25 protein-coding genes are annotated in these 26726 nt (G+C 36.0%); 12 read left to right on the top strand and 13 right to left on the bottom strand.

The window, feature by feature from the left end; genetic code table 11:
• Window positions 1–106: 106 nt before the first annotated feature.
• Window positions 107–538, top strand: coding sequence for a DUF3015 family protein (locus tag ACMAZI_RS14595; RefSeq protein ID WP_114706333.1), 432 nt, complete (start codon window positions 107–109; stop codon window positions 536–538).
• A gap of 46 nt (window positions 539–584) precedes the next feature.
• A complete protein-coding gene (locus tag ACMAZI_RS14590) occupies window positions 585–2444 on the top strand; it encodes a DUF4105 domain-containing protein (RefSeq protein WP_412474399.1) in 1860 nt (619 codons plus the stop codon).
• 9 nt (window positions 2445–2453) lie between these two features.
• On the opposite strand, the gene ACMAZI_RS14585 is transcribed toward ACMAZI_RS14590, so the two are convergent.
• Window positions 2454–3806 (bottom strand): hypothetical protein, encoded by a 1353-nt coding sequence (locus tag ACMAZI_RS14585; RefSeq protein WP_114706335.1) that lies wholly within the window; start codon window positions 3804–3806, stop codon window positions 2454–2456.
• Between the two features lie 89 nt (window positions 3807–3895).
• Between ACMAZI_RS14585 and sfsA the strand changes: the two genes are divergently transcribed.
• On the top strand, window positions 3896–4642 hold the full coding sequence (sfsA, locus tag ACMAZI_RS14580; RefSeq protein WP_158536815.1) for a DNA/RNA nuclease SfsA: 747 nt from the start codon (window positions 3896–3898) through the stop codon (window positions 4640–4642).
• Here sfsA and ACMAZI_RS14575 read toward each other — a convergent pair.
• The 6 genes from ACMAZI_RS14575 to ACMAZI_RS14550 form a co-directional block, all read right to left on the bottom strand.
• Complete coding sequence (locus ACMAZI_RS14575) at window positions 4637–5458, bottom strand: hypothetical protein (protein ID WP_114706337.1); 822 nt, start codon at window positions 5456–5458, stop codon at window positions 4637–4639. The genes sfsA and ACMAZI_RS14575 overlap by 6 nt on opposite strands.
• Before the next feature lie 95 nt (window positions 5459–5553).
• Window positions 5554–6600 carry a quinone-dependent dihydroorotate dehydrogenase gene (locus tag ACMAZI_RS14570; protein ID WP_120404592.1) on the bottom strand — a complete coding sequence of 349 codons (1047 nt, stop codon included), beginning with the start codon at window positions 6598–6600 and terminating at the stop codon, window positions 5554–5556.
• On the bottom strand, window positions 6600–7523 hold the full coding sequence (locus ACMAZI_RS14565) for a hypothetical protein (RefSeq protein ID WP_114706339.1): 924 nt from the start codon (window positions 7521–7523) through the stop codon (window positions 6600–6602). The genes ACMAZI_RS14570 and ACMAZI_RS14565 overlap by 1 nt, the downstream gene beginning before the upstream one ends.
• A 15-nt stretch (window positions 7524–7538) precedes the next feature.
• On the bottom strand, window positions 7539–8930 hold the full coding sequence (locus ACMAZI_RS14560) for a hypothetical protein (protein ID WP_412474398.1): 1392 nt from the start codon (window positions 8928–8930) through the stop codon (window positions 7539–7541).
• A gap of 47 nt (window positions 8931–8977) precedes the next feature.
• A complete protein-coding gene (dnaE, locus tag ACMAZI_RS14555; RefSeq protein WP_114706341.1) occupies window positions 8978–12619 on the bottom strand; it encodes a DNA polymerase III subunit alpha in 3642 nt (1213 codons plus the stop codon).
• A 77-nt stretch (window positions 12620–12696) separates the two neighbouring features.
• Complete coding sequence (locus ACMAZI_RS14550) at window positions 12697–13134, bottom strand: YqaA family protein (RefSeq protein WP_412474397.1); 438 nt, start codon at window positions 13132–13134, stop codon at window positions 12697–12699.
• 107 nt (window positions 13135–13241) lie between these two features.
• On the opposite strand from ACMAZI_RS14550, the gene ACMAZI_RS14545 reads away from it, so the two are divergent.
• From ACMAZI_RS14545 to ACMAZI_RS14510, 8 genes are all read left to right on the top strand, one after another.
• Window positions 13242–13715: a CBS domain-containing protein gene (locus ACMAZI_RS14545; RefSeq protein ID WP_412474396.1), complete on the top strand. Its 474-nt coding sequence runs from the start codon at window positions 13242–13244 to the stop codon at window positions 13713–13715.
• Between the two features lie 136 nt (window positions 13716–13851).
• Window positions 13852–14478: a hypothetical protein gene (locus ACMAZI_RS14540; RefSeq protein WP_114706344.1), complete on the top strand. Its 627-nt coding sequence runs from the start codon at window positions 13852–13854 to the stop codon at window positions 14476–14478.
• Between the two features lie 25 nt (window positions 14479–14503).
• Window positions 14504–15130 (top strand): hypothetical protein, encoded by a 627-nt coding sequence (locus tag ACMAZI_RS14535; RefSeq protein WP_114706345.1) that lies wholly within the window; start codon window positions 14504–14506, stop codon window positions 15128–15130.
• 19 nt (window positions 15131–15149) lie between these two features.
• Window positions 15150–15770, top strand: a complete 621-nt coding sequence (locus ACMAZI_RS14530; RefSeq protein ID WP_114706346.1) for a hypothetical protein — start codon at window positions 15150–15152, stop codon at window positions 15768–15770.
• A gap of 38 nt (window positions 15771–15808) precedes the next feature.
• Window positions 15809–16633 (top strand): TIGR02147 family protein, encoded by an 825-nt coding sequence (locus ACMAZI_RS14525; RefSeq protein ID WP_412474395.1) that lies wholly within the window; start codon window positions 15809–15811, stop codon window positions 16631–16633.
• Window positions 16633–17709 carry a hypothetical protein gene (locus ACMAZI_RS14520; protein WP_412474394.1) on the top strand — a complete coding sequence of 359 codons (1077 nt, stop codon included), beginning with the start codon at window positions 16633–16635 and terminating at the stop codon, window positions 17707–17709. Before ACMAZI_RS14525 ends, ACMAZI_RS14520 begins: the two co-directional genes overlap by 1 nt.
• A 115-nt stretch (window positions 17710–17824) precedes the next feature.
• The gene (locus ACMAZI_RS14515) at window positions 17825–18745 is read left to right on the top strand and encodes a hypothetical protein (protein WP_114706350.1); all 921 of its coding nucleotides are present in this window, start codon (window positions 17825–17827) and stop codon (window positions 18743–18745) included.
• 307 nt (window positions 18746–19052) lie between these two features.
• On the top strand, window positions 19053–19400 hold the full coding sequence (locus ACMAZI_RS14510) for a hypothetical protein (protein WP_114706351.1): 348 nt from the start codon (window positions 19053–19055) through the stop codon (window positions 19398–19400).
• Here ACMAZI_RS14510 and soxR read toward each other — a convergent pair.
• On the bottom strand, window positions 19383–19832 hold the full coding sequence (gene soxR, locus ACMAZI_RS14505) for a redox-sensitive transcriptional activator SoxR (protein ID WP_412474393.1): 450 nt from the start codon (window positions 19830–19832) through the stop codon (window positions 19383–19385). The genes ACMAZI_RS14510 and soxR overlap by 18 nt on opposite strands.
• 92 nt (window positions 19833–19924) lie before the next feature.
• Between soxR and ACMAZI_RS14500 the strand changes: the two genes are divergently transcribed.
• Window positions 19925–20665 (top strand): SDR family NAD(P)-dependent oxidoreductase, encoded by a 741-nt coding sequence (locus tag ACMAZI_RS14500; RefSeq protein WP_412474392.1) that lies wholly within the window; start codon window positions 19925–19927, stop codon window positions 20663–20665.
• Window positions 20666–20707: 42 nt separating this feature from the next.
• Here the strand turns inward: ACMAZI_RS14500 and ACMAZI_RS14495 are convergent, their stop codons facing one another.
• The 5 genes from ACMAZI_RS14495 to ACMAZI_RS14475 form a co-directional block, all read right to left on the bottom strand.
• Window positions 20708–21067 carry a cyclophilin-like fold protein gene (locus ACMAZI_RS14495; protein WP_412474391.1) on the bottom strand — a complete coding sequence of 120 codons (360 nt, stop codon included), beginning with the start codon at window positions 21065–21067 and terminating at the stop codon, window positions 20708–20710.
• Between the two features lie 358 nt (window positions 21068–21425).
• Complete coding sequence (guaA, locus tag ACMAZI_RS14490; protein WP_114706352.1) at window positions 21426–22979, bottom strand: glutamine-hydrolyzing GMP synthase; 1554 nt, start codon at window positions 22977–22979, stop codon at window positions 21426–21428.
• Between the two features lie 14 nt (window positions 22980–22993).
• The gene (guaB, locus tag ACMAZI_RS14485; protein WP_114706353.1) at window positions 22994–24472 is read right to left on the bottom strand and encodes an IMP dehydrogenase; all 1479 of its coding nucleotides are present in this window, start codon (window positions 24470–24472) and stop codon (window positions 22994–22996) included.
• Between the two features lie 91 nt (window positions 24473–24563).
• A complete protein-coding gene (locus ACMAZI_RS14480) occupies window positions 24564–25877 on the bottom strand; it encodes a hypothetical protein (protein WP_412474390.1) in 1314 nt (437 codons plus the stop codon).
• On the bottom strand, window positions 25843–26562 hold the full coding sequence (locus ACMAZI_RS14475) for a hypothetical protein (RefSeq protein WP_114706355.1): 720 nt from the start codon (window positions 26560–26562) through the stop codon (window positions 25843–25845). Before ACMAZI_RS14475 ends, ACMAZI_RS14480 begins: the two co-directional genes overlap by 35 nt.
• Window positions 26563–26726 lie beyond the last annotated feature (164 nt).

The raw sequence follows: 26726 nt of genomic DNA, 5'->3' as shown, positions 1-26726 counted from the left end.
TATGATTTCTCATCTAAAAAACTTCCGTTCTTTAGTTTACATTTATTGGCCCTGAGATAAACTCTATTTATTGTAAATCATACATTCAATATTAAGGAGTTTATTGATGAAAAAATTATTATGCGCAGCTCTTTTTACAGTACTTACATCAACTGCATTTGCGGCCCATGGCCCAGCAGGTTGTGGTCTTGGTGCCGTAATCTTTGAAGGAAAGTCAGGTTTAGCTCTTAATGCTTTAGCTGGTATTACAAACGGAATCTTTAGTAACCAGACATTTGCAATGTCTACAGGAACTTTAAAATGTGAAGATGCTAAAACAGCAAGAGTTGCTGCAGTTTCATTTGTTGAAAACAATATGATTGCACTCTCTTCTGATATTGCAAAAGGTGAAGGTGAAAGTTTAGATGCTTACCTTGCCCTTATTAATGCAACTAACGCAGATAAGAACATTTTAAAAAGTAATTTTGATCTAATCTTTGCAGACAATGCAACTGCACAGATGGTTCATGAAAATATTAAGTCTGTTTTATTAATATAAAAAAAAGAGGGAGATGCCTCCCTCTTTCTTATTTTAAAGAAATACAATGTTAAAACAAGTTATCATAATAATATCTCTTTTAATCTTAGGGCCATATACCTATGGCCAACAAAGTAATATCGAGTTTTCTTCACAATTCTTATCATTAATGCGTTATCAAAAAACACTCTTTGGTGGTTATCAGTCTGCTGTTAAATCAAAAGAATACTTTTTGGCAAAAGATGGAATGACAAACCCAACCAGTGAGCTGAATGCATCGATAAGAGAAATCACTTCCCCCCCTATTAAAGACATGAATAAGCACCCTAAATGTCTTTTTCCAGCAAGAGTGAAATTTCTAAAAAAGTATAAAAAAATACCTTCATCGATTAATTTAAAAGACTGTGAAGTCTATCAGGCCTTTGTAAAAAAACTCAGTGTCGATTCTGTTTCCCTAATTTTTTCGTCTTATTTTATAGAAAAACCCGCCTCAACATTCGGTCATACATTTTTAAGGCTAAGATCAAAAACTTCTATTAAACAAAATAATGATCTCCTTGATTATGGAGTTGATTTCTCTGCCCAAGTAGACACTGTAAATCCTATTGTCTACGGATATAAAGGAATTACAGGTGGCTTTAAAGGCGAATTTACACTTATGCCCTATTACGTGAAGGTCAAAGAATACAATGATATGGAATCTCGAGATTTATGGGATTATGAATTGAATTTATCTGATAATGAAGTCGATTATTTTCAGGCCCATCTCTATGAAATGAATAGGGCCTATTTTGATTATTACTACCTTAGTGAAAATTGCTCTTATCATATTCTGGCATTCTTAGACGCGATAAAACCTGAATGGAAGCTTCTTGAAGAGTTGGATATAGCGGTACCTCCTGTTGATACAGTTTATGCTCTTTATAAGAATGACGAAATTATAAGAAACGTAAAATTTAGACCGGCTTCTTATACCAAAATAAATTTAAATATCAAGAATATGGATAAGTATCAAAGTAGCCTTTTTCAAAATCTCATAAATAAGAGGTATCAATTAAGCGAAATTAAAAATAATGAAAGTGATATATTTGTCCTAGACACATATAATCTCTATGTTGATTTTGAAAATGCAGAAGTCGATACGACGACAACATTGGCCAATAAAGAAAAACTTGAATACCGAAAGCAGAAATTTCAAATCAATAAGGCAAGATCTAAATTAACCGCAAGGCCAAAGCAAATTAGCTATCAGGAGGTTTATGATAAAGCTCCCCATAAAGGACACCTAACTGGGCGATTTGATATTAGAAATAATGTTGATACTAATGGAGATTATTTACAAATTGGCTGGCGTGGAGCTTTACACGATAAACTTGATACTCCAAACGGCTTCCTGCCAATGAGTACGACAGAACTCTTTAGTCTAGAATTTACATATAATAAATATCAAGATCAAGAATTTCGACTAAGTGAAGTGAGAATTGCCAATATTGAAGCTTATCGACCAGTAAGAAGCTTTGCTAATAATATTAGTTTCCAACTCGAGGTTGGATACAAAGAAAGAGAAATGTTTAGTAATCGTAACTTGAGTCCATACTTAGATCTAAATATTGGACAAGTATATGGTAGTGATAGCTTTATATTTGGACTTTTAGCAGCTACTCAGAATGCTTATATATATAATTCAAATTTAGATTATATGTTAAGCTACGGCCCAAAGCTATTCTTCGTTTACAGTCACGATAAATACTCTATTCATAGCTCCTACCAATACCTATTTCGTAATCAGTCGAAATTTAATAAGACACAAGAAGTTGAATTTGAAAGTCGTTATCACTTAAATAAGAAAATGAGCTTTAAGATTGGATACGAATATTTAGATAAGTTTTATCAACAAGGTTATGCAGGACTAAACCTATTCTACTAGCTTCATATCTTATATTTTAATATTTGCCAGTGTATTGATAATCTTCTTATAAGTGTGCTTCGTGAAGCGCTCTTTTAGTTTCTCCATTATCTCTTCAACATTTACAGGAACTTTATTTTCAATTTTTTGATAGATCTCTTCCGTAAAGGCTTCAGCGATAATAAGAACTTTTGCTAGTGGTGAAATATCATCTTTATAGCTTGTGGCAAAACCTTGACCATTAGGAGTACCATGATGTTGCATAATAATAACATCTGCACCTAGAGGACAACCTGGATAGCGTCTAATAGCATCTGCTGCCTCACTTGCGTGATTGATAATAATTTCTTTTTCATCTTCAGTGATATTTGGATCAAAGATAAGCTTATCCTCATACATTAGATCAGGATGTTTCTTGTAGATTTGAACTAGATACATATCATGAAAATAAAGAACAAACTTTAACTTCTCTTTGTGCGCATCACCGCCCCATTCAACATTATCGAGAATATGAGTAGAAACGTAACCTGCAATAATTGAGTGACTATAGAGAAATCCAGACTTTAGTGCCGCAAGGTCTTTAAGCAGAGATTTAAGATCAGGAACATCCTCAATAACCTCTTCCATTGTATCCATACACATCTGCGATAGTTGAATGACTTCTTTTGTAACTTCTTGATCTTCAAATAATTGTTCAGCAACAGCATCAATACTTTGTTCAACAAAGTCTAAAGATTCCTGTTGTGGAGTCTCTGGAGTTATTTGCTCCATACTTTCTATAAGTAGTTGAGTAACTTTTTTTGTGAAAGCAAAACGCTCTTTAGCTGGTATGAGTAAATTTGATACACCTTGATCAAGGAATTCTCTTACCTTTGGCCACACATCACTCTCTTTATCAAAGATTTTAGTTGGAGCAGATTGGCCATTATTTTCTAGCATATAATACGTGTCACAGAATGCTTTCTTAAATGGGAAGAAAAGTCGGATTGGCATCTCATATAAGTCTTCAGTAATAACTGCTAAGACCTCTTTTGGATTCATTCCAAGTGATTTGAAAATATTTTGAATAATTCCAGGAATATCAAATTGGTTTTTAACGATATGATTCTCATCTGGGATCAAGTCACCTTCACCAATTACAATAGAAGGAATATCTCGGTCGTTTTCAATGCAGTTATGATATGCCAATAATGCAGTATCCTCTCCATCAATACTTGCCATCGTAACTAATACATCAATTGCCACATCTGGATCTTCAATATGAATCAACGCCTTGTCTAAGCTCGATTCAAAAATAAGGTTCAACTCTGTATAGGTTTTCAAATTAACGCTATAAATTGAATTTAAGACCTCATTATCGCAGATAATTAATGCAGTTTTCACAAATTCCTCTTTAAATGATATTCTACAGATATTGTAGCATATACAATTACAGATAGTTAGCATTACAAACCAAAAGGAAAAAAATGCATTTGAATAAGAAAGATTTAGTAACAGGAAAAATTGTTGAGCGCTACAAGCGCTTCCTGCTCGATTTTAAACTAACTAAGAAATTCAAGGATTACGATAAGAATGAAATTCATACAGCTCACTTGGCCAATACAGGGAGCATGAAAAGCTGCTGGGAGCCTAATTGGAAGGTTTTAATGACCCATAGTGATGACCCAAAGAGAAAACTCAAGTTCTCTGCTCAGATGATCTCAAATGGAGAATCATGGATCATGGTCAATACTGGATTAACAAATAAACTTGTTCAAGAAGCATTAGAAAATGGCGCTATAAAAGAGCTTTCAAAATATTCTCACTTTAAAAGCGAAGTAAAAATTGGAAAAAGTCGTATCGACTTTCTACTTAGCAATAAAGAGATTGATAAGAAAAACCTTGAGTTAGATAACTCACAAGTAAAGTACAACTTTGTGGAAGTAAAAAATGTTACTCTAAAAGTTGATGATCAAGCACAATTTCCAGATGCTGTATCCACAAGAGGACAAAAGCATTTAGAAGAGCTAATGCAATTAAAAGAACAAGGCCATGAAGCAACCATGCTCTACGTTGTTTCAAGGGAAGATATTAAAAGCTTTAATGTAAGCGATGTGGACAAAAGATATAAAGAGCTTCTCCATGAGGCCAAGAAAAAAGGAGTTAAAATCCTCGCCTATCAGCTAAGTATGAATGAAGAAGAAATAAAATTAGCAAAGAAAATTCCAATCAAATTATAAGTTTGTTGATTCAATCTTTTCAATTTGACCAATAATACTTGAGTAGACCTTACTCTCAGTTGGAATCTTTGTTAGTAGTTCTCCAAACTTAAGATAATTCTCTTTAGTAATAAAACGAGACATCTGAGTTGCAAGAATAGAGTCACTTGAAGCAGGAGAAGCTTGTATTTCACTAATTATCTGATCACTTACCTTATGCTTAAAGCTTTCGGACTTAGAATAACGATCTAGCTCATGAATTAGTAAATTAGTAAGCTCTCGATTTTGAGATTTCTTTGCAAGCTTAACGATAGCATTAAGAGACCTAATATCACTCTTTTGAGTACTTAATAATAAAACTGAATTCTTCTTTAGTTCATCATGTGGAATATCAATTAGATCAAGGGCCGTTGTAACAATAGAATGGGATCTAAAACCTCTTTTAAGTGTGAAATTATAAAGCTTATTAACCTTATCACTAATCTTTGAAGCAACTAATTGCTCATAACGATCATAGTTTTCAGAAACTTCATCACTTTTAAAATATTCATCACAGATAGTGCGCAAGCATGATTTTAACTGAGAAAGAGATTCTTCATATGACTTATAAATATGCATATCTTCAACTCTTCTCTTCTTTAATGCTCGTGTGTTAACATCATCAGAAATCGAAGCAATTGTTCTTTTAACGAAATCAGGTGAGCGATCCACATGCTTATACGGATTCGTTCCTTGACCAATTTCTTGCATAATTGTTGTTTCGATATCACTGCTTGTTAGAAAAACCGCCCCACATATAGAAGCGAGAACGACAGTGTTGATAAAGCTCTTTATCATTGCTTTCCTTTAATATTAACCAACCTAATCACTTGTCGGTCAAGATCAAGAAAATATTAAGCAATACTTTATCTCTCGCTCTAAAAATCAAGCACTTAGAGCGCTTTTCTTTGATAATAATTTATGAGTTCATCAATAGACTTTAACTCAAGACGGGCCAAATCACTTTGAATTGATTCATTTATAGAAGAAAGTAATTTAGGTCCTTGAAAAATGAAAGCTGAATAAATTTGTAGTGCTCGCCCCCCAGCTCTCCAATACTCAACCACATCATTGTAGCTAGCAAAACCACCAACACCGATAAATTCAAGTGAAGGATAGTTTTTAATCTTTTCTAAACAGGCCTTACGAATATTATGTGCTTTCTTATAAAGAAGCTTTCCGGAAATACCACCAACTCCCCTTTCTGGCATAATCGTTGTATTCGTAGCGATTATACCTGTTAGATGAAACTTAGCAGCTGTTTCTAGAATTGCATCGATCTCATCCATTTCAATATCTGGTGCTATTTTTAGATAGAGATCCACCTCTTCTTCTTTCCTATCTAAGGCCTTAAATAATTTCTCTAACGCATCTTTTGTTTGGTGAGAACGAAGGCCAGGAGTATTAGGAGAAGATACATTGATGACAATATAATCCGCTATATCCTTAAACTTTTGATAAAGAAGTCCATAATCCTTAGGAGCTTCTTCATCAGGTGTTGTTTTATTTTTGCCAATATTGACGCCTAGAGGAATACTTAGGCCTTTTGATTTTAGCTTTAATACTTGCTGATACATAAAGTCTGAGCCCAGATTATTAAAGCCCATACAATTTCTAATAGACTCTTCTTCTATGTAGCGAAAAAGCCTTGGTCTTTCATTTCCGATTTGTGGACGAGGTGTAACAGTTCCAACTTCAATAGCGCCAAAGCCAACTTGAGATAAGAATTCATAGGCCCTTGCATTCTTATCAAGCCCAGCAGCAAGTCCAACGGGAGACTTCCACGTTAGGTTCCCAACTTTTAAACATGTTTTGGGATCAATATGAGTATTAAATAAAGATGCAAAAAGAGGAAAGCTCTCCATTAACTTTATCGTTAAATCATGAGCATCCTCTGCATCGAGTTTAAAAAGTAGAGATTTTAATGCTGAATAAACCATTAGTATAACTTTACAAAGTCACCTTCGTGAACAGAGCCCCCAGAATGGAGAATACCAATTGAAGCATCAGGTCCAACATAGTCAATGATCTCAATAGTTCCCTTCACTTCACCTTTAGAAACACCAATTAGTGCTCCAGTTTCAGGATCGTAAATATCAACACCTTCTGTTACAACTTTTAAGACGTCACCAATATTAAGTCCTGAATCTCGTCCAGCATTAACATAGATATTATTTCCTATAATCTTTGCAACACGACCAACCCATTCAAGCTTTGCGGCCGTATCTAGGATTCGAGGAATAGACCTTCTAACTGCAACCTTAACGACATACCTTAGAAGGTCTTGTCTATATTTTGATTTAGATTGTTGATCTGATTTAAAGAATCGATAACTCTTATCATCAGCATAACCATTTAAGGTGTCAGTATAGATTTCTTTATTTGAATTTACATCAAAGATGCGGATTTCGACTTTTGCCTCACTATAACTCTTTGTACTTCTAACAAAGCCAACCTCATCTGACTTTTCTCTGACTCGGGCCTCAATGATACGCCCAAAAATCACGAAGTTAATTCCTTCACCTTTGGCCTTTCTTGTCATCTGTACAAGCTTAGATCCACCTTGTGAGTAAACCTGTTTTGAGGAACCAAAAAGTCTTGCAGACATTGGATCAACAATAAATTGACCTGTTCGATTTATTTCACGTCTAAGCTCTTCTGTTGCCACAACACCAAGGTCCTGGCCTCCAAACGGCGACTCATTGAAAAAAGTTAAAAGGGCAACTTTCTTCTTAACACCTGTAAAGTGTGTCCTCTCCATTGGTCTCGCTTGACGTCCACGATTATCTCTTCTTTGAGGTGGAGCAAGCAGTGAACAAGAAGTTGCTAAGATTAATAAAATTGGTAAAAAATACTTCCTCATAACTCTTATGCCTTATTACTGTCTCTTTGATTCAACTTTTTTTGTTAATGGACTTTCATTATTATGAACAACATTAAAAACAAATGGAAGAGTATCATCTCTTTTTACGATGGCCTCATCACCAAGTTTAACTGTTTTAAACTTTTCTAAGACTTCCATTGCCTTATCTTTATCACCAGAAAAAGTGATTGTTATATTAACAACATTACGAAGAGTTGCAGAAATTTGTGGATCAAAGAAATAAACAACACCTTCTTCTTTTAGCATTCCTGCAAAATCAAAAGCTTCATTAATATTTTTCGTATTTTTTAATACGATCTCAAATGAGTTCTTGATAGAGACTTTTTCTTTAACAGTTCTCTTTAATGACTTCATTTCACTAATTGGAAGCTGATAAACAAAACTTGCGATCTCAGAGCTTTGCTTATGAGGATCTTTTGTCGAATACTCCTGAGAAGCTGGAGAAAAATCAGTAAAAGTAACCACGGCACCATCACGTAAGTCAGTTAGAACAAAACCACCAAAGGTTTTGATATTAATGATCTGCTGCTTTTCGTCCTTGTACTCTTTAGATAATGTAATATCTAAGTTCATCATAAGAGAGTTTCTAAGTTCATTTTGGCGTGAGCCAAAAATAGCAGTGTCATTGCCCTCTCTTAGTTGAGCAAGGGGCTGTTTTAAATGCTCATAGATTTCTTGTCGAGTTGACGGGTTTACAACTTCAATACCATCTAGGAAAACACCACCAACGCTGGCAGAAAGCTCTTGCAACCAATGTTCTTCAACAACATCAGTAAATTTTGATTTTGAGCTTACACCTACTTCTTCCCAAGTCAGATCGTTTAACTTGTAATTGATATTCAAATATAGCCTTGAGAATGTACGGTTCTTACCTGTACCAATAAATCGATAGTAGATCTCTGAAACAAGTTTACGATTAACTTTAGCGTTAATTGTAATGTAGTGAGTATCAGCTCGAGATAGAGACTTCGACATCTTCTTAATCGCATATGAAGTGATAATAGAATTGAACTTTCCATAAGAAGCTTGTGAAGTAAGTTTCTTATATCGAAGTCCTCGATCGTATCGATCTTTTTGGGCAGCACTTAATTGAACAGGATTCCCCTCTTCATCTACTGCACCAAATTTTTGATCATAATTTTCTTTTATAGGAGCAAAGTGCTCTTCAAACTTTGTTTCGTAATTTTGCCAAAATGTTTTTCGATCAAGGCCAAGTTTTTGAAGTTCTGAATCTAATACATTACGAACTGTATTGGCATAAAGTTGCTTTTTTATGAAAGAGAGGGTGTCACCTGGCTTTGATGTGAATTGACCCTTCGCTGTTACACTGGCCGCAAAAGTCGCACTTGTGCCTAAAAAAGCGAGTAAAATTATCAGTTTTCTCATATCCATCCCTAGATTTATTCTAATCTTTAATAACTTACGTGTTTATTTTACCTTACATCACTGATTTTTCCATCAATAATAAACTTCACCGCGTCTGCATCAAAAATCTCATTAATTTTCGCGGCCATCTGTGGCGTTGGGTTAACAAGATAATCACTTCCAAGTGGCATACGGGCCTTACCATTTTCATGTTCAAAAATAATATGCAGTGGAACAGTCCCTCTATGACCTAATATTGTTTGCTTAAGACGGTTTAGACGGCCTTCATTTAGTGAACCTGTATCAACATTTAGTCTAACTGATGACACTCGCTCCTCGGCCTGTTCTTTAAGTTTTTGTATCTTAGATGGGAAGAATTTTCGCGGTTCTTCTGCCAGGTTCACTTGTCCAGTCATAATGAGAGGATCATCTGTTGCCAGAATTTCTTCATACTGAACAAAGGTCTTTGGGAAAATGATACATTCAATCTTACCCGACAAATCTTCTAGGGTAGCAAAACACATGCGATCCCCTTTCTTTGTCATGATATTCTTACGTTCAACAATCATCCCCGCAAGAACCATATCCCTTTTTGACTGCCCATCAATATCTTGAATCTTCCCAATTGGCATCGATGCCATTTGTTCAATAACACCTTGGTAGCGATCAAGCGGGTGACCTGAAACATAGACTCCGATTAGCTCTGCTTCTTGAAGGAGTTTATCTCGATCATCCCAGTCGCTAACATAATCAATATCTAATTTATTTGCACCTGTATCTTCTGCACCTTCTCCAAGATCAAAGAGATTCGTTTGTCCCATCTCTTTTTCTTTTTGACGCTTCTGAGCAAAGGCAACAACCATCTCCATATTCTCAACCATCGTTCGACGATTAAGTTCTTTTTCACAACCATCAAATCCACCAACGCGAATTAATGCTTCAATAGTTCTCTTATTAACTTGGCGTAAATTTACACGCTCACAGAAGTCAACAAAGCCAACGAATGGCCCATTTTCTGTACGCTCTCGAATAATTTCTTCGACAGCACCTTCACCAACACCCTTAATGGCACCCATACCAAAACGAAGGTTTCCATCAACAACGTTAAAGAGCCAAAGGGACTCATTAACACAAGGAGCAAGCACTTCAATATCATGCTTTCTAGCATCGTTAATAATTGTCGTGATCTTATCTGTATTAGAAAGTTCTGTACTTAGAAGACCTGCATAGAACTCTGGTGGATAATAAGTTTTTAAGAATGCTGTTTGATAAGCAATATAAGAATAAGCAACGGCATGTGATTTGTTAAAACCATATTCCGCAAACTTTGCCATTTGATCATAAAGAGTTTCTGCAATCTTTAGATCGTAATTTCTTTCTTTTGCACCATCTAAAAAGATTTGCTTATGGCGCTCCATCTCCTTAAGTTTCTTTTTCCCCATGGCCTTACGAAGCATATCCGCTTGTCCAAGAGAGTAACCAGCAACCTTACGAGCAATGTTCATAACCTGCTCTTGGTAGATGATGATTCCGTAAGTATCGTTTAGAATTGGCTTAAGATCTTCAAATGGATAAGTCTCTTCTTTTCGGCCGTGTTTGATCTCAACGAATTCATCGTGCATTCCCGAGCCCATCGGACCTGGACGATAAAGGGCGTTAATGGCCGTAATATCATCGAGAGTATCTGGTGAAATACGACGACATAAATCCTGCATCCCTGAAGATTCCAGTTGGAAAACACCAATTGTATCCCCTTCAGAAATCAAGTCATAAACTTTCTTATCTTCGTAGTCGATTGCCTCGATATCAAAGTCAGGCATATAGTCACGCTTAATAAAGTCAGAAGCGTAGTCAATAACGGTTAGAGTTTTAAGTCCAAGGAAGTCAAATTTTACAAGTCCAATTAACTCAGAGAAGTCCTTATCAAATTGAACAACCTTCTCACCCTTTGCCCCTTTAAATAATGGACAATAGTTTACAAGAGGTTCAGATGTAATGATAACACCGGCCGCGTGAATCCCTGCGTGGCGATAGAGTCCTTCAAGTCTTTTTGAGATGGTAAAGATTTGGCGAATCTTAGGATCAGTTTCAATTAACTCCTGAAGTTTTGGCTCCATCTCAATTGCTTTATCAAGTGTAATTCCAATCTCATCAGGAATAAGTTTTGAAATCATATTGGCTTCAGCAAATGTTAAGTCATATACACGAGCAACGTCTTTTACAACGGCCTTTGCTTGAAGCTTACCAAAGGTAATGATTTGTCCTACTTTATCTTCACCGTATTTTTGCGTTACATATTCAATTACACGCTGGCGTCCCGCTTGACAGAAATCGACGTCAAAGTCAGGCATGGAAATACGCTCAGGGTTAATGAAACGCTCAAATAGTAAATTATATGGAAGTGGATTAATATTGGTAATCGTTAAGGCATAAGCAACGAGAGAACCTGCTCCGGAACCACGTCCTGGACCTACAGGAATTCCATTATCTTTTGACCATTGAATGAAGTCTGCAACGATAAGGAAGTATCCAACGAATCCCATTTGCATAATGAGATCCATCTCATACTGGAGACGCTCATAATACTTTGGTTTCTGCTCTTCCCAATCAGGTTGGTTAACAATATTTCTAAACTGAGGCCCATCAAAACGAGCTTGAAGTCCTTCTCTTACCTCTCTTATGAAATACTCATCAAGAGTTTCACCTGTATCAATTTCAAAATCAGGTAGATGATAAATTTGATTTCCATCATCATCATGCCAAGAAAGTTCAACATTACACTTATCTGCAATTTCCAGAGTATTGTCACAAGCCTCTGGGCAATAATGAAAAGCGGCACGCATCTCTTCAGGTGATTTGTAATAAAATGCATTTGAAGTCATGCGCATTCTATTCTCATCGGCGTAAGTCTTACCTGTTTGAATACAAAGTAGAACTTCTTGTGCAGTTGCATCCTCTGGCGTCATATAGTGAGAGTCATTAGTTGCAACTAATTTGATATTATTTTTCTTAGCAAAGTCGATAACCTTTTCGTTAACAATTTTTTGCTCAGGAATACCGTTTTCTTGAATTTCTAAATAGAAGTCTTCCGGTCCAAAAATATCGCTTAGTTTCTCAATTGCACGTATGGCCTTTTCATCTTGACCAGTAAAGAAGTTATAACCAACCTCACCTTTTAAACAAGCAGTCGTACAAATGAGACCTTCTGAATATTCACGAAGTAATTCTACATCCGCTCGGGGCTTATAGTAGAAACCTTCAAGGTAGGCTTTTGATAGAAGCTTACATAGGTTTTGGTAACCAGTATTATTTTTAGCAAGAAGAATTAAGTGGTGAATTTGTCTTGAAGACTCTTCAGCATCTTGAGAGCTAATATTAGCAGACTTCTTGGCAGCACGACGATCAAAACGAGAACCAGGAGTGAAATAAATTTCAGAACCAAGAATTGGTTTTATACCTGCATCTTTACAACGAGTGTAGAAATCAATAGCACCAAACATATTTCCGTGATCCGTTTGTGCGATTGCAGGAACACCAAGCTTTTGAGCTTCAGGTATTAAATCCTTTAAACGGATCGCTCCATCCAGTAGTGAATATTGTGTATGAAGGTGTAAATGTACAAAACTATCAGGGTGTGTTTCTTTTAATGATTTCTGAATTTCGTTGGCTTCGGTAGTGTCATTCGATTCGATGTTACTATCTTGTTCCATGGATTCCTCAAAATGTCTTATTTTATTAGTGTGTCGTGCATTTAATTATCCCATTTTCCAGGTGTTTTGTCATATTCTTATAATTCATTTGCTAACCAAATAACAAAGACATAACGCAGCGCTTTACCGATGAACATCATGATAAAAGTAGGCGCGACGCGACATCGAAAGTATCCTAGTGCCACGGCCATGGGATCACCAATTATTGGCATCCATGTAAGTGAAGCAAGTAAGGCCCCAAAGCGTTGAATGTGGTGTTGAAAATTAAGAACTTTCTCTTTACTAATTTTAAAGAATTTTTCACACCAACTTAATTTCCCCAGATGGCCAAGGTAATAACAACTCACTCCACCGAGAAAATTACCAAAGCTTGCGGCCAAGAAAATTGAAGTCTTGGGAAGTCCTAGTTTTACAGCGCTAAAGAGAAATACTTCAGAACTAAAAGGCAGGATCGTCGCTGCTGCAAATGAGATTAAGAAGAGGCCAAAAACCCCATATTCTTGAATAAGGTCCATTGTTCATCATTATGATTATTTTCAAACAATTAAGCAAAATCTTTTAACAATTCCCCAATAAAATCAGCATAAAGCCAAATACAAATTTAATTCAAGGAATGATCACCATGGTAAATTATACTCCACCAATTGAAAGGGATAAGGCCCCAAGACAACGAGAAAAGGATGAGCACTTTACATCAAGCTACAATATTATGAACCGAGTTATTAAAGAATCGCTGCCACTTCATGCAGATATGGATATTCAGCAAGCTGGAGAATTCTTTATTAAGCATCAAATAACAGGACTTCCCGTTGTTGATGAACATGAGCGTCTTGTAGGATTTCTTTCTCAAAAAGACTGTCTCAAATACAGCCTTGATGCCAAGTACTATAATCATGCATCATCTAAGGTCGAACATTATATGAGCGAAAATGTTGTGACGATTCCAAAAGAATCAACTCTAACATTCATCGTGGAATTATTTCTTCACTACCCCTACCACACCTTTCCCGTTATTGAGAATGGGCAAGTCATTGGAATCGTTGAAAGGACAACCGTCTTTGAAGTGATTCACAACATGAAGGGAACCAACTGGTAAATCTCTATAAACACGTAACATTTACAAGAAATCAGGCTGACTGTTTACAAATTTGATACAGATTGTATACATTCGCATTTTAATTCTTCGTCGCACTGGATAAAAAGCCTCAACGAAATAATGTTGGAGGTTTGTTATGAAGAATTTATTAGTTTTGGTTTGTACATTTTTAGCGTTAACGGCAAATGCTGAAGTTAGTAAATGGTGTAAAGATACGAGTTTTATTTTAGAGAATGCAATCGTAAGTGGTTTTGACACAACTACATATGAAGAAGAACTAGAAATTCTTCTCGATGCATCACACTTTGTACTTGAAAGTACTCCTAAGAAAAACTTCTTCTACTTTTACACAACTCTTGCAAGTGCAGTAGATGGAACTCAAGTATATGAATCAACTGAGCATCAAGTACTCTTCCTTAGAAGACACTTAAGGGATGCCATTAGTGATCTTGATAAATTCCACTACCGACTAACAAGAAAACTTTGTCTTTGGTGTTACGGTAATCACAAAGAATATGTACAAGACGTTCTCTCACGTGGACTAACTGAAGGTGAAAGAGCAAAAAATGATGAGACAGAACTTGCTGTTCTTGATCGAGTATCAACACTGGCAATTGATCTTATCGAAGATAGTACATTCTCAAGAAAATATGAGTGTGCAAAAAAGAGTTTAACTTTTGCACTTCAAACTAGAGATGTCATGAGTAAGAGAAGAAACGTACTGAGTGCATATCGTTTAATGAGAAATAACGGCTGTAACTAAGAAAAAAGAGTTAATTGGAGAGAGTATGAAAAAGTTAATTGCAACGATTTTATGTGTATCAGTTATGAGTACCAGCTCAATGGCCTTCTTTGGCAAGGAAAAAGGAATCTCTGGTAGATACAAAGGTAAAGAAAGGATATCTCTAAACTATAATGGAATTAGATTACTTGGTGACTGTAATGGTGATTCGCGATTTGGTTTTAATGTTGCCTCTGTTGCAGCTGCAGGCTTAGCGACACTACTTTCTCCTGCTGCATCCGTAGCAACTTTTGCCCTTATGCAAGGCTGGAAACAAGCAGCCTGTGTCGATAAGAGCGTTGGCCGCACGAATATCTTCAAAGTAAAACTTGAGGCAAAAGTAGTTGAAACAAACTCAGAAAGAATTACGTTAATGATCTCTTCAAAAGATAAGAAGAAGTGTGCAGGTTTTTCTATTAAGTTAATCGGTGAACCAGATGGTTTTGGCGCATATGACCTTTATAAGAATAAGGATTCATATTTAAAGAATGAAGTCTTTGGTACTGCGACTTATGCTGACAAAGAACTTGATATCGCTGTTACTGAGGCACTAGAACTTTATACAAAAGGTCGTAATGGACACAATTGTCTTTGGGATCTTAGGCACGGTCTAAATATTAGTCTAAAAAAATAATTTATTAGTGGGGGAAAAAATGAAAAAGTTAATAACGATTTTCACATTACTAACGCTTGCAAGCTTTAACACAAATGCTTTCTTTGGAAAGAAAGAAATCAGTGGAGAATATAAAGGTAAAGAAAGAATCGCTCTTGAATATCTAGGTGCTTCATTTTTAAAAGGCTGCTCAAGTTATAAATTGGGTGACTATGAACTCCTAGCACTGCTAGGAACTGGAATTGCTTATGCCGTTAGTCCAATCACAGGATTAATAACACTAGCAGCTTCCCAAGGAACGATTGGTGTTCTTTGTTTTGATCAATCAGTTACTAAAACGAAAAACTACAATATTAGACTTAAAGCATCTGTTACAAAGACAAGTTCTGATCGTATTTCGATGGTTATCACATCACAAGATAAGAAAAAGTGTGCTGGATTCACTCTTAAACTAATCGGTGAAGGTGATGGTTTTGGAGGTTATGATCTCTACAAGAATAAAGATTCGTATCTTAAAAACGAAGTCTTTGGTAATGCAACTTTTCACGGCGGAAAGTTTGACTTATCAATCTCAGAAGATATGAGCATGTTTACAAAAGGTCGCAAAGGTTACAACTGTAAATGGGATCTAGAGCACGGACTAAACGTTAGGTTTAAATAGACTTGAATTTAGAAACAAATTCCCCAAATTCAAATAATATGCATCACGTAGATATATTCAACTACGTGAATGCATCTTTATACCTACGAGATACTTGGCTAAAGAAGAAAGAAAATAACCCCAACTTTTCAATAAGATCTTGGGCCAACAACCTCGGTATCAAATCACATACTCAGCTACACCAGGTTTTAAATGGAAAGAGAAATCTTCCAAGCAAGTATATTATAAGCATTGCAAAGAATTTGAAACTAACGACAAGTGAAGCTGATTATTTTGAAAAACTCGTTAAACTTCAAGCGGCAAAGTCGGAAGAAGAAAGACTGTTTTATCTTCAATCGATACAAAAAAATAATGAATCAGTTGAGGTATATGAAGTCGATAGCTACGAATTAATAAGAAGTCCTCTAAACTTCTTTATCTTAGAGCTATTTTGCCTTATTGATGGGCAACTAACACCATTAAAGATTCAAAAGAGTTTAATCCATCACTACCCTTTAAATGAGATTAGAAAGAGTGTTGAATTATTAACAAAACTCAAAATGCTAATCGTTAAAGATGGTTCCTACCGAAAGGCACATGGAACTGTTTTTACGGCCAATGATATTCCTAACCTAGCAAAGCAGGAATATCATAAAAATATCGCAGAACTTGCAAAAGAAGCAGTTTCTAAGCAGGCACCACTTGAAAGAGAGTTTTCTGGATTTACTTTCGGTATTAAAGCAGAAAATCTTCCTCAGGCCAAAGAAGAACTAAGAAAATTCAGAGAAGAGTTTTCACAAAAATTTATAGAAAAGGATTTTGAAGGTAATCAATTATATCATTTAGCAATTAACTTTTTTGCTATTTCCAATAAGGTTGAATAATGAAAGTACTTTTAATTTTAGCACTATCGATTTTAACAATTTCAAATGCTGTACTTGCAAAACCAACAGTTCGCTCTGGTGGATCAGGTGTGGGAAATGGTGGAGATACAGTTAGACTAAGATTTATTAGTACTGGCCAAGGAATAATTGAATATTATAAAGATGGTTTTAAATCAATAGATGATGTCCTCATCTCACCTATTCTACTTAAAAGACATCTAAATATTCAAACAATTAGAACATCTAAAGATTTATTAATTGATAATCTTGGAAACCCTGTTAGTGCAATTGGAGAGCCAGGAAGTATTACTCTTTATGTGGGAGACGAGATACCTGAGCTACATTGGGATAATATATTTAAGAACTCGCGCTTAGCTAATATAATGGTTTTACATGAACTACTTAGGGCGCAAGGGATTAACGATGATAATTATGTGTACTCAAGCATTGTCCTTAAGAAACAAGATATTCTAGACATTGGTAACTTCAGAATGAAGTGGGCCAAGCAATCATTTGATATTGTAAAAACGACTCAACTTCGCTCATTTCATTCAAAGTCAATCAAAGAGGAATTAAACTACTTTGAACAAGCAAATAAGAAGTTAAAAAACTATAATACAATTGAGCTAGCAAAACTGATAAAGCTTAATATTGAATTTTCAAAAGCTATAAAAAAGGATGCCGGTGAGCTTTCATTATTAAAAACAATGAGAGCAGACTACAAATTATTAAGAGATGTTATACCTATGGTTGATAAGCTTTCATACCAAACGATTATGGGTGAAAATAACTATAAGATACTAAACTCTTTAACACTGCTTCTATTAAAGGACTTCTATTTTAAGGTAAGAATGGCCAACCTTGAAGTGAATCAAGAGAGTCTTTCAATGCTTAAGAATTATACATCTGAGTTCATCAGTGCCGTAAGCATTGCATCTGAAAATTGGCTTATCTGCACAGGGATTGAGCAAAGCCTCAATTCACTATCGAGTGAGTCATATGTAGTGGATAAGAGCGATATAAATATGATTATCTCTTCTCTACTAGGTGTTTTAAGAGACGAGCGCTGTATATAACTTAAGATTTCAACACCTTAGCATCTGTAAAAAATGCGCACTCCCCTCTCTTTTGTTGAACACGACCATCTATTCTGCGATTATGCAGCGATAAAGATAATAATGAGAGAGGGAAATGGTTTTTACCAGAAGACGCCATCGACATAAAGTCCCAAAGAATAAGGAACAGCTTGAGCTAAGTTTCGATTTGCCACGTGAGCAAGATCGTAACTTTCACTTAGGTGGAAAGTCTTTTTACTTCTTTGACTTTGACGATAATGTTGTCTTCCTTTCAACACCTATTATTATCTTTCATAATGAAACTGGCGAAGAGAAGCTTCTTTCTTCTCACGAATTCGCTGCTCACAACAAAATTATTGGTAAAGAAGGTTTATATAAAGATTATCATATGGACTTCGATGATGAGACGGGAACTTTCCGTAACTTTAGAGATTCAGATCTTTCGCTTACTCAACGATTAACCGGAAGAAAGCAGTCACTAATCACCGATATCCAGAATGCACTTGAAAGAAGTGATTCTACTTGGAAAGCTCCAAGCTGGAATCACTTCTATCATGCAACTTATAACAAAAGACCTGTTTCTATTATTACAGCTCGTGGCCACCGAGAAGATACCATCAAGCAAGGAATTGAGGTTATCTACAATGAGGGCCATCTTCCGAATATGCCGAATTTTCACACTGTCTACGCCGTTTCAAATCCTGAAACACGAGTACGTCTTGGTGGTGAAAGTGAAAACTACAATGTGCCAGAATTAAAGTACAAGGCCATTATTGAATCAGTTGAACTCGCTATAAAGCAATATGGATACTCTGACTATCATCGCTTTGGGATGAGTGATGACGATGCAGGAAATATTGATCTCATTACAGATGCGATGAAAGAGCTTAAAGCAAAATTTCCTCGTATGTCATTCTTTGTCATCCAAACTTATGATAACGGTTTCGAAAAACGTGAAGTTCTTGAACACTCAGTTGAAACAATCTTTTCTAAGAGCGAATCTCGCCTTGATCAGCTTAACCTTTTTGCTCAGTAACGAAGTAAAATTCTGAACACTGCCTAGGCAATTATTAAAAAAGTATTTCCTATTGTTAAAATTTAGTAAGATTTCTTTCATGGAAAAGAAATTTATCAAACAAGTATTGGCCACATTCTTTATATTCTTATTCTCAGCTCTAATGTCACGTGCTTTTAGTGGAGAACTCGTAAAACTTATCCAGTAAGTTCAAAATCCACTAAAAATCGAGAAAAATCTTACACTTTCTAACTAAGCTTAGATTATCTTTGCTTAATAACCGTTCATTTCTTAGAATTTGAAGTCCCCAAATAAAAAGGAATTTCAAATGAAGAAAATGACACAAATCACACTCGCACTAATTCTTGCTTCAAGCACTTTTGCTATGGAATGCGTTGGATCAAAAACATTTCGAGATAATCTTGGGAATTCACAACGTAAAGAAGTGATGCTTGAGAAGGCATTTGATTACTCAGATGACAAGATTCATGCAGATATTGAAGAAGCATACTTTGTCTTCACTAAATACGATCAAGAAAAATACGTCGCTAAAATCACTTTTGGACCAGATTATACAAAAGGTATTGCTTCAACAGCAACTTTCGACATGAATAATCGCTTTGAATTGGCCAGTGTAAATGGTGGTACTGTTTATAAGCTAGTCTGTCGAAAGTAAAATTTGTGGGCCAGGGCCTTTTTCTCCCAACTTATCGTTTGGGTTCCTTAATGGACAATCTTGAAGAGAGAGGCAGCCACACCCTATACATAGACCTAATTGAGACTTAACTCTCTGAATTAATTCAATTCTCTCAGTTAAAATACGATCCCAGTTCTCACCAAGCTTCTTCCAGTCATTGAGTGTTGGTCGCTCTTTATTTACAATAGACTTAAATGCATCTTTAATTTCTTCAAGAGAAAGACCTATCTTTTGTGCGACCTTAACATAACTCAATACTCTTAATTCATTTCGATGAAAGCGACGCTGATTTCCACTATTTCGATGAGACCTTATTAAACCTTTAGATTCATAGAAATGAATGGCTGATACGGCCACTCCACTTCGTTTTGCCATTTCACCAACTGATAAATATTCTTTCTCTTTATTCAAAACTTCCTCACTATTGACCTCAAGTTAACTTTAGGTTTTATAATTTAACTCAGAATTAAATTTATTTCAACATTCCAAATTGGAGGATAAGTATGACAAAAAGAAATGCCCTAGTAACAGGAGGAGCACGTGGAATTGGAGCTGCAACAGTTAAGGCCCTTGCGGCCGATGGAAATCGTGTGTTCATTAATTTTGTAAACAGTACACAAGCTGCAAATGATCTCGCAAAAGAGATAATCGATGCTGGTGGTGAAGCAATTCCTGTGCAGGCTGATGTTAGAGATGATGCACAAGTGAAGGCGATGTTCGATAAAATTGACGAGTTTGGAGGCGTTGATATCTTAGTATCAAACGCCAATATGAACTTCACTCCTAAGCCATTTACAGAACAAACTTGGGAAGAATTTTCACAAAAGCTAAATGATGAAGTACATGCCTCATATGTAACTGCGCAACTTGCTGCAAGGAATATGAAACAGAAGAAGTTTGGAAGACTAATCTTTATTTCTAGTACACTTTCTCAAGACCCTGCTCCTAACTTTATTGCTCACGGATCAGCAAAAGGTGCACTTGATAGCATGAGTAAATATATTGCACAAGAATTAGGTCAATTTGGAATCACATCAAATATTGTAGCACCAGGTCTTGTTCTTACTGATGCAACAAAAGGATCTGGAGAAGACTTCATTGAATTCATTAAGTCAATGACTCCAACTGGCCGAGTTGCTAATCCAGAAGATGTTGCAAATACGGTACGTTTCTTAGCAAGCGATGGCGCATCTCATATCACAGGAACTTATACTCCTGTTTGTGGTGGAGCATACCTACCATAATTTCGTGATAGAATAAAGGCCCTGTCTAACAGGGCCTATTTCTTATTTATTTACTTCTATTTGAACCTCGACATTATCCATTTTTTCTAAACTCTCTAAACCTGATGTGATTCTACCCATCGGAACAAGTCCACTTGCATATGAAAAGCCTTTATAGAAAATTGCAATATTTCCCCATGGCCCATAAAGGGTGATATCACCACGACTTGGTTTATAGCCACTCGGTGCTCCCGTCAAAGAAAGTGCTTTTGGAGGATCAAAGATTTTCTCATTTGAGGCATAGTCCTTAACTTTTACCTTTATTGGTAATTGCTCATAAAATGAAACAGAAGTTGGATTATTGTCTAAAGTAGCAATTATCGCTTGCCCCTGAGCTTTAAAGTACGCGACACCTTTATGCATTTTTAATTAGTTATACGAAAAAATATTAAGCCAAAAGTATATTCATGATTTTAACAATTCATTAAATTAGAAAAACTAATTTTCACACGAAAACCTAGTTAGAATTAATAATATCTAAGACAATTTCCTTAAAGAAATAATTTAAAAGAATGAAAATAAGAATATAACTTGTTTAAATTGTATAAAGGTGTCGCGTACTCTTAGGCGCTGGGTTGGGTGGTACTACAATTCGTAGACCTTCCCATTGCGCCTAAGGCAACAAGGCCGACATAAACGTCGGCCTGTTGAATAAGTATTAAAATTCAAGCATGGGGCGCTATAGCCGCGTCAAATCTTGGCTTTGCCAAGATGACCGCGGCTACTCCCATTCAATGGTGCCAGGAGGTTTAGACGTAATATCATAAACCACTCGTGTGATTCCCTTAACCTCATTAGTGATACGAGATGAGACACGAGATAAGAATGCATGAGGCATATCTGTCCAAGTAGCAGTCATTCCATCACTAGAATTAACCATACGAAGACAAATAACTTCTTCATAAGCACGGCCATCACCTTTTACACCAACTGTTTTAACTGGAAGTAAAACTGTTAAGGCCTGCCATGTTGATTGGTATAAATTATTTGCGTGTAATTCTTCAAATAAAATTTGATCACTTTGTTGAACTTGTGCAATACGAGTCTCTGTGAGCTCTCCTAGAACACGTATCCCAATTCCAGGACCAGGAAACGGGTGGCGATGAACCCAGCCGTGCTCAAGACCTAATTCCTCTCCCATTTTTCTTACTTCATCTTTGAAGAGGTAACGAAGAGGCTCAAGAAGCTTTAAGTTCATTCTTTCAGGAAGTCCACCAACGTTGTGGTGAGACTTAATTGTTACTGACTTTCCATCTTCTTCATGTGGAGAAATTGACTCAATAACATCTGGATATAAAGTTCCTTGAAGAAGGTATTCAAAATTAATATCGTGTGAATCCTGATATTCTTTTACTTTCTTTTCAAAGACATCAATAAAAGTTTTACCAATGGCCTTACGCTTATCTTCTGGATCTGACTTCCCTTTTAGATTGGCCATAAACTCATCCTTAACATCGATAACTTCAATATTAAGATTTGTTTTTTCTTTTAATATTTCGATATGATTATAATCTTGTGGACGAAGAAGTCCGTGATCAACAAAGAAACAATAGAGGTTATCTCCAATAACTTCATGTGAGAGTTGAGCTGCAACTAGTGAGTCAACTCCGCCAGAGAATGCACAAAGAACCTTTGATTTTTCAATTCCGCGTACAAGATCTTTTGCTTCTTCAAGCATCTCTGTAGCATCCCAGTCTTTTTCAAGCTTTGCTACATCTTTAAAGAAATGATTTAAAATATCTTTTCCATGTTCACTATGTTCAACTTCTGGATGAAACTGAAGACCCATCATTGGACGCTCTTTATGCTCAATAGCTGAAACAAGTCCGTTTGCAGACTCCATGACCAAATCAAAGTCTTTTGGTAGCTTCGAGATATGATCAGAGTGTGACATCCAAACATTGACTTCATCAGGAACACCATCCATTTTAAATCCATTTAAAAGATGGATCTTAGCATGGCCATATTCACCGATTGTTCCCTTTTCAACAACGCCGCCAAAGTACTTCCCCATAAGTTGCATACCGTAGCAGACACCTAAAATTGGAAGGTCCTTATTATCAAAGACAAAGTCATAATTGGTATCATCTTCAAAAACAGATTGTGGCCCACCAGAAAGAACTAAAGCATTAGGTCTTTTGCCTTCTTTGAAGAATTCACGGGCCTTCTTTACTGTGATAATCTCACTTGAATAACCAAGTTCTCGAGACTTTCTTGTAATTAATTGTGTGTATTGTGAACCAAAGTCCACGATCCATATTTGTCTTGCACTCATCTTTTTAAAACCTTTTATTTCTCAATTTGATAATTTGGTGCTTCTTTTGTAATCATGACATCATGTGGGTGACTTTCTTTTAAAGACGCCGCTGTGATTTTTACAAATTGTGCTTTTTCTTGCATTTGAACAATTGTTTCTGCACCGATATAGCCCATACCACTTCTAATACCACCATTTAATTGATAGATATTTGAAGCAAGGCTTCCACGATAAGGCACTTGTCCTTCAATTCCTTCTGGAACGAGTTTTTGATCATCAACATCACCTTGACCATAACGATCCTTAGAACCAAGTTTCATGGCACCAAGAGATCCCATTCCGCGGTAAACTTTATAAGTTCGTCCTTGATATAAAACCATTTCACCTGGAGTTTCATCACAGCCAGCAAACATTGAACCTAGCATGACACAACTTGCTCCAGCAGCAAGGGCCTTAACAATATCTCCAGAGTACTTGATTCCACCATCTGCGATAAATGGAATAGCTGCCTTATGACAAACTGTTGCACAGTCCATAATGGCCGAAAGTTGAGGAACCCCAATACCGGCAACAACACGAGTTGTACAAATAGATCCTGGACCAATTCCTACCTTTACTCCGTCTACTCCGGCATCAATTAGGGCCTGACAAGCTTCAGGTGTTGCAATATTTCCGGCGATAATATCAACATTTTGATCTTTTTTAATTAATGAGCGTACTGTTTTAACCATCTCAATAACACCTTTAGAATGTCCATGAGCAGTATCAATAATAATGCAATCAACATCTGCATTAATTAGGTGTTGAGCACGCATAACTTCTTTATCTCCCACTCCAATTGCAGCAGCAACACGAAGTCTTCCGAGACTATCTTTATTAGAATTTGGAAAATTAATTCTCTTTAAAATATCCTTAATCGTAATCAGCCCTTTAAGCTTACCTTCCTTACAAACGATAGGAAGCTTTTCAATGCGATTCTTATGAAGGATCTTTTGTGCTTCATCTAATTCAATTCCTTCAACAGCAGTAACAAGCTTATCTTTTGGCGTCATGATATCTTTAACTTTCTGATTTAGGTTTTGCTCAAATCTAATATCTCGACTTGTTAGGATTCCGATTAGATAGTCCTTATCATCAACAACTAGAACACCTGTAATTTTATTCTTACTTGTTAATCGGATGACATCCTCAAGATGCATATCTTCTTTAACTGTAATTGGATTTAAGACAACACCTGATTCAAATTTCTTAACTTTTTCCACTTCCCAGGCTTGGTCTTCAGGTCTCATATTCTTATGAATAACCCCTATTCCACCTTGTTGGGCCATAACAATTGCAGTTTTTGATTCTGTAACTGTATCCATTGCCGCAGATACAATTGGAATATTCAAATGAATATTTCGAGAAAATTTTGTGTTTAGATTTACATCCCCTGGTAGGACTTCAGAATAGCCTGGCTTAAGTAAGACATCATCATAAGTTAAGGCCTGTTCAATTGGTGTGTTTGACATTTTTTAATCCCAGCTAAATAGTTAAAATATAAGCAAAATAATTGCTTATATTTTAACTGAGATCATTTTTTTATAATAGCTGGATTTTTTTTTAGTACGCTTGCTTATAATCCTGACTATAACTCTCAAGATCATTAATTAAGCTATTGATAGCATCGTTATGCTTCTTTTGATTGATATATTCACGACGCAAAGAACTCTCAAAGATATCGTTCTTTAGATCATCCCTAACAGGACTTGGAACAGATGCCGGATTACGAGATGAGCTCTTCTTTATTGGAGTTGTAGCCGCCTGTGGCGCAGGCTTCGCTGGACGAAACTTTCTTACTGGTGCCGGCTTTTCCGGAGCGATCTCAGGGGCCATTTGTGGCAGATCTGGAGTTGAAGAATCATCAGAGGCCGGAACTCGCAAGTTCGAACGATGAATATTTACTTCTACATCAGATTTCTTTGTATAACTTGGCTTAAACTTCTTTTTTACAGGCTTTTTCGCAGGTGCCTGTGAAGCAAGTTTTCTCATTTTTTCTCTATAAATTCTCTCAAGTTTTTCACTTCTGCTGTTTTCTTCTACTGGAACAGAAGCAATATTACGTCTTGTTTGATCATAAGTTGAACGACGTACAACAATTTCACCAGGCTTATTAGATACTCTCATCTCCTCTCTTAAATGAACTGAGGCCGTAGAGCGCTTTGCCTTCTTTGAATAAAGCTCTTGTTTGATTTTATTATCTTTGTGTGTTGGTGCCTTTGCAGCAATTCGTCTCTCATCCATTGGCTTAACTGCTGGGAATAAAGATGTGACTGCCTGATATGCACTTGAAGAAATTGGTGTTGGAACTCTTGGCGCACCATTTTCATAATCTTCTTTTATAAATGAAAATCGTCCTGGCCCAACTTTTTCTTTCATAAATTCATAAACATTATTATTAAAAGTATGTGTACCTTTAATACTTAGAATTTGAGTTTTTCCATTATCTGGATCATAAGAAGCAATGAACTCTCCATTATTGTAATTTATTGTCGAGTTTACTGTTTGTAATTGAAATGAATCATCAGTCTCTTCCATTGACTTAACCCAGATATATCCAGACTTAAGTTCAACAATCTTATTTAGAACTGAAATATAACTTGAACCAGAGACATGGTATTCGTGATCGAAGTAATCTCTAAAAACAAGCTCTGCTCCGACTTCTGTAAAGATATCATCGAAATCATAAAGATAACTTCCAGCATCGACCTTCTTTGTCTTATCGCCATTAGTAACAAAGACATTCCCTTGAACCTTGGCAACAACGGCACGAGGAGTTCTCTCAACTGAGGACTCAGGTGCGGCCATAACAAAAGAGCTTATTAATGTTAGAACGAGTAAACTAGTTCTTTTTATACTTCTGTACGATTTTCTCATAGTGCCCACTTAAAATATTCCATTCAGGAGTGTTTCTATATTTCTTTCTGAATTCTTCAACGACAGCAAAGAATTCATCTCTTCTATTTTGCTTTAGGTAACTCATTCCAAGCCAAAGCTTAGCACCTAAGTAATACTTTGAAGTTGGATACTTTTTTGTAAGATATGTGAAGTACTTCTCACTCCAATCATAATGCTTACCTGACTCGTAACTTGCGACACCAGCTTGAAAGAGGAAATCAGCATCGACATCTTTTGAGTTAGGAAAATTCTTTGTGTATGAGTTAAAGAACTGTGCACTCTTTTCATAATTTTTCGCATCAAATTCTTTTTGAGCAATAGAGATCATCTCTTTTGCATCCCACTTATACACGTCATACTTAACAAGGTCGTTACTATTTACCTTTGCAACACTTGCAATCTCACGTTGCTTATAAGTCTCTTTCTTTGGCGCTTTATCCTTCAATTGTGTTTCAAGATAGAAATTGCGACTTTCAAGAGTCTTAACCTTATAATTGGCCTGCATCAGCTTGTTCTTTAGATCCTGATTCTCTTTAGATAAAAGAAGAATTCGATCCTCTAGTCCGTTAATAACTTGAGCACGTTTTTCAAAATGCTCAACATAACTACAAGATGTTAGCGAAACCACGGCCATTGCAAAAAATAATTTATTCAAGGTTTTCACGTTTTTTTCCTCGTTTATTAGTACCTCTTCTATTATCTCTTCGGATATCAGACTAAAATATTTAGTAAAAATTAGACCAACGTAATTTCAAGCACTTAATAAATTTAAGCTTTTAAATGTCTTTTCTCGGTTTTTAACGTCAAATCTTTGTCAAATCATGGATT

Source organism: Halobacteriovorax sp. YZS-3-1 (assembly GCF_047084945.1).
GTDB classification, from domain to species: Bacteria; Bdellovibrionota; Bacteriovoracia; order Bacteriovoracales; family Bacteriovoracaceae; genus Halobacteriovorax_A; species Halobacteriovorax_A vibrionivorans.
The sequence above is the reverse complement of the archived record's forward strand: the minus strand, read 5'-3'. Positions and strand labels throughout refer to the sequence as shown.

What these genes read in the sequence shown, in the direction of transcription:
- ACMAZI_RS14530 (WP_114706346.1), top strand. Translation starts at nt 15,150, where the DNA reads ATGAAAAAGTTAATAACGATTTTCACATTACTAACGCTTGCAAGCTTT.
- guaA (WP_114706352.1), bottom strand. Translation starts at nt 22,979, where the DNA reads ATGAGTGCAAGACAAATATGGATCGTGGACTTTGGTTCACAATACACA.
- ACMAZI_RS14510 (WP_114706351.1), top strand. Translation starts at nt 19,053, where the DNA reads ATGAAGAAAATGACACAAATCACACTCGCACTAATTCTTGCTTCAAGC.
- ACMAZI_RS14480 (WP_412474390.1), bottom strand. Translation starts at nt 25,877, where the DNA reads ATGAGAAAATCGTACAGAAGTATAAAAAGAACTAGTTTACTCGTTCTA.
- ACMAZI_RS14575 (WP_114706337.1), bottom strand. Translation starts at nt 5,458, where the DNA reads ATGATAAAGAGCTTTATCAACACTGTCGTTCTCGCTTCTATATGTGGG.
- ACMAZI_RS14545 (WP_412474396.1), top strand. Translation starts at nt 13,242, where the DNA reads ATGGTAAATTATACTCCACCAATTGAAAGGGATAAGGCCCCAAGACAA.
- ACMAZI_RS14495 (WP_412474391.1), bottom strand. Translation starts at nt 21,067, where the DNA reads ATGCATAAAGGTGTCGCGTACTTTAAAGCTCAGGGGCAAGCGATAATT.
- ACMAZI_RS14560 (WP_412474398.1), bottom strand. Translation starts at nt 8,930, where the DNA reads ATGAGAAAACTGATAATTTTACTCGCTTTTTTAGGCACAAGTGCGACT.
- guaB (WP_114706353.1), bottom strand. Translation starts at nt 24,472, where the DNA reads ATGTCAAACACACCAATTGAACAGGCCTTAACTTATGATGATGTCTTA.
- ACMAZI_RS14570 (WP_120404592.1), bottom strand. Translation starts at nt 6,600, where the DNA reads ATGGTTTATTCAGCATTAAAATCTCTACTTTTTAAACTCGATGCAGAG.
- ACMAZI_RS14535 (WP_114706345.1), top strand. Translation starts at nt 14,504, where the DNA reads ATGAAAAAGTTAATTGCAACGATTTTATGTGTATCAGTTATGAGTACC.
- ACMAZI_RS14590 (WP_412474399.1), top strand. Translation starts at nt 585, where the DNA reads ATGTTAAAACAAGTTATCATAATAATATCTCTTTTAATCTTAGGGCCA.
- ACMAZI_RS14550 (WP_412474397.1), bottom strand. Translation starts at nt 13,134, where the DNA reads ATGGACCTTATTCAAGAATATGGGGTTTTTGGCCTCTTCTTAATCTCA.
- ACMAZI_RS14520 (WP_412474394.1), top strand. Translation starts at nt 16,633, where the DNA reads ATGAAAGTACTTTTAATTTTAGCACTATCGATTTTAACAATTTCAAAT.
- ACMAZI_RS14595 (WP_114706333.1), top strand. Translation starts at nt 107, where the DNA reads ATGAAAAAATTATTATGCGCAGCTCTTTTTACAGTACTTACATCAACT.
- ACMAZI_RS14540 (WP_114706344.1), top strand. Translation starts at nt 13,852, where the DNA reads ATGAAGAATTTATTAGTTTTGGTTTGTACATTTTTAGCGTTAACGGCA.
- ACMAZI_RS14500 (WP_412474392.1), top strand. Translation starts at nt 19,925, where the DNA reads ATGACAAAAAGAAATGCCCTAGTAACAGGAGGAGCACGTGGAATTGGA.
- ACMAZI_RS14565 (WP_114706339.1), bottom strand. Translation starts at nt 7,523, where the DNA reads ATGAGGAAGTATTTTTTACCAATTTTATTAATCTTAGCAACTTCTTGT.
- ACMAZI_RS14525 (WP_412474395.1), top strand. Translation starts at nt 15,809, where the DNA reads ATGCATCACGTAGATATATTCAACTACGTGAATGCATCTTTATACCTA.
- dnaE (WP_114706341.1), bottom strand. Translation starts at nt 12,619, where the DNA reads ATGGAACAAGATAGTAACATCGAATCGAATGACACTACCGAAGCCAAC.
- ACMAZI_RS14515 (WP_114706350.1), top strand. Translation starts at nt 17,825, where the DNA reads ATGGTTTTTACCAGAAGACGCCATCGACATAAAGTCCCAAAGAATAAG.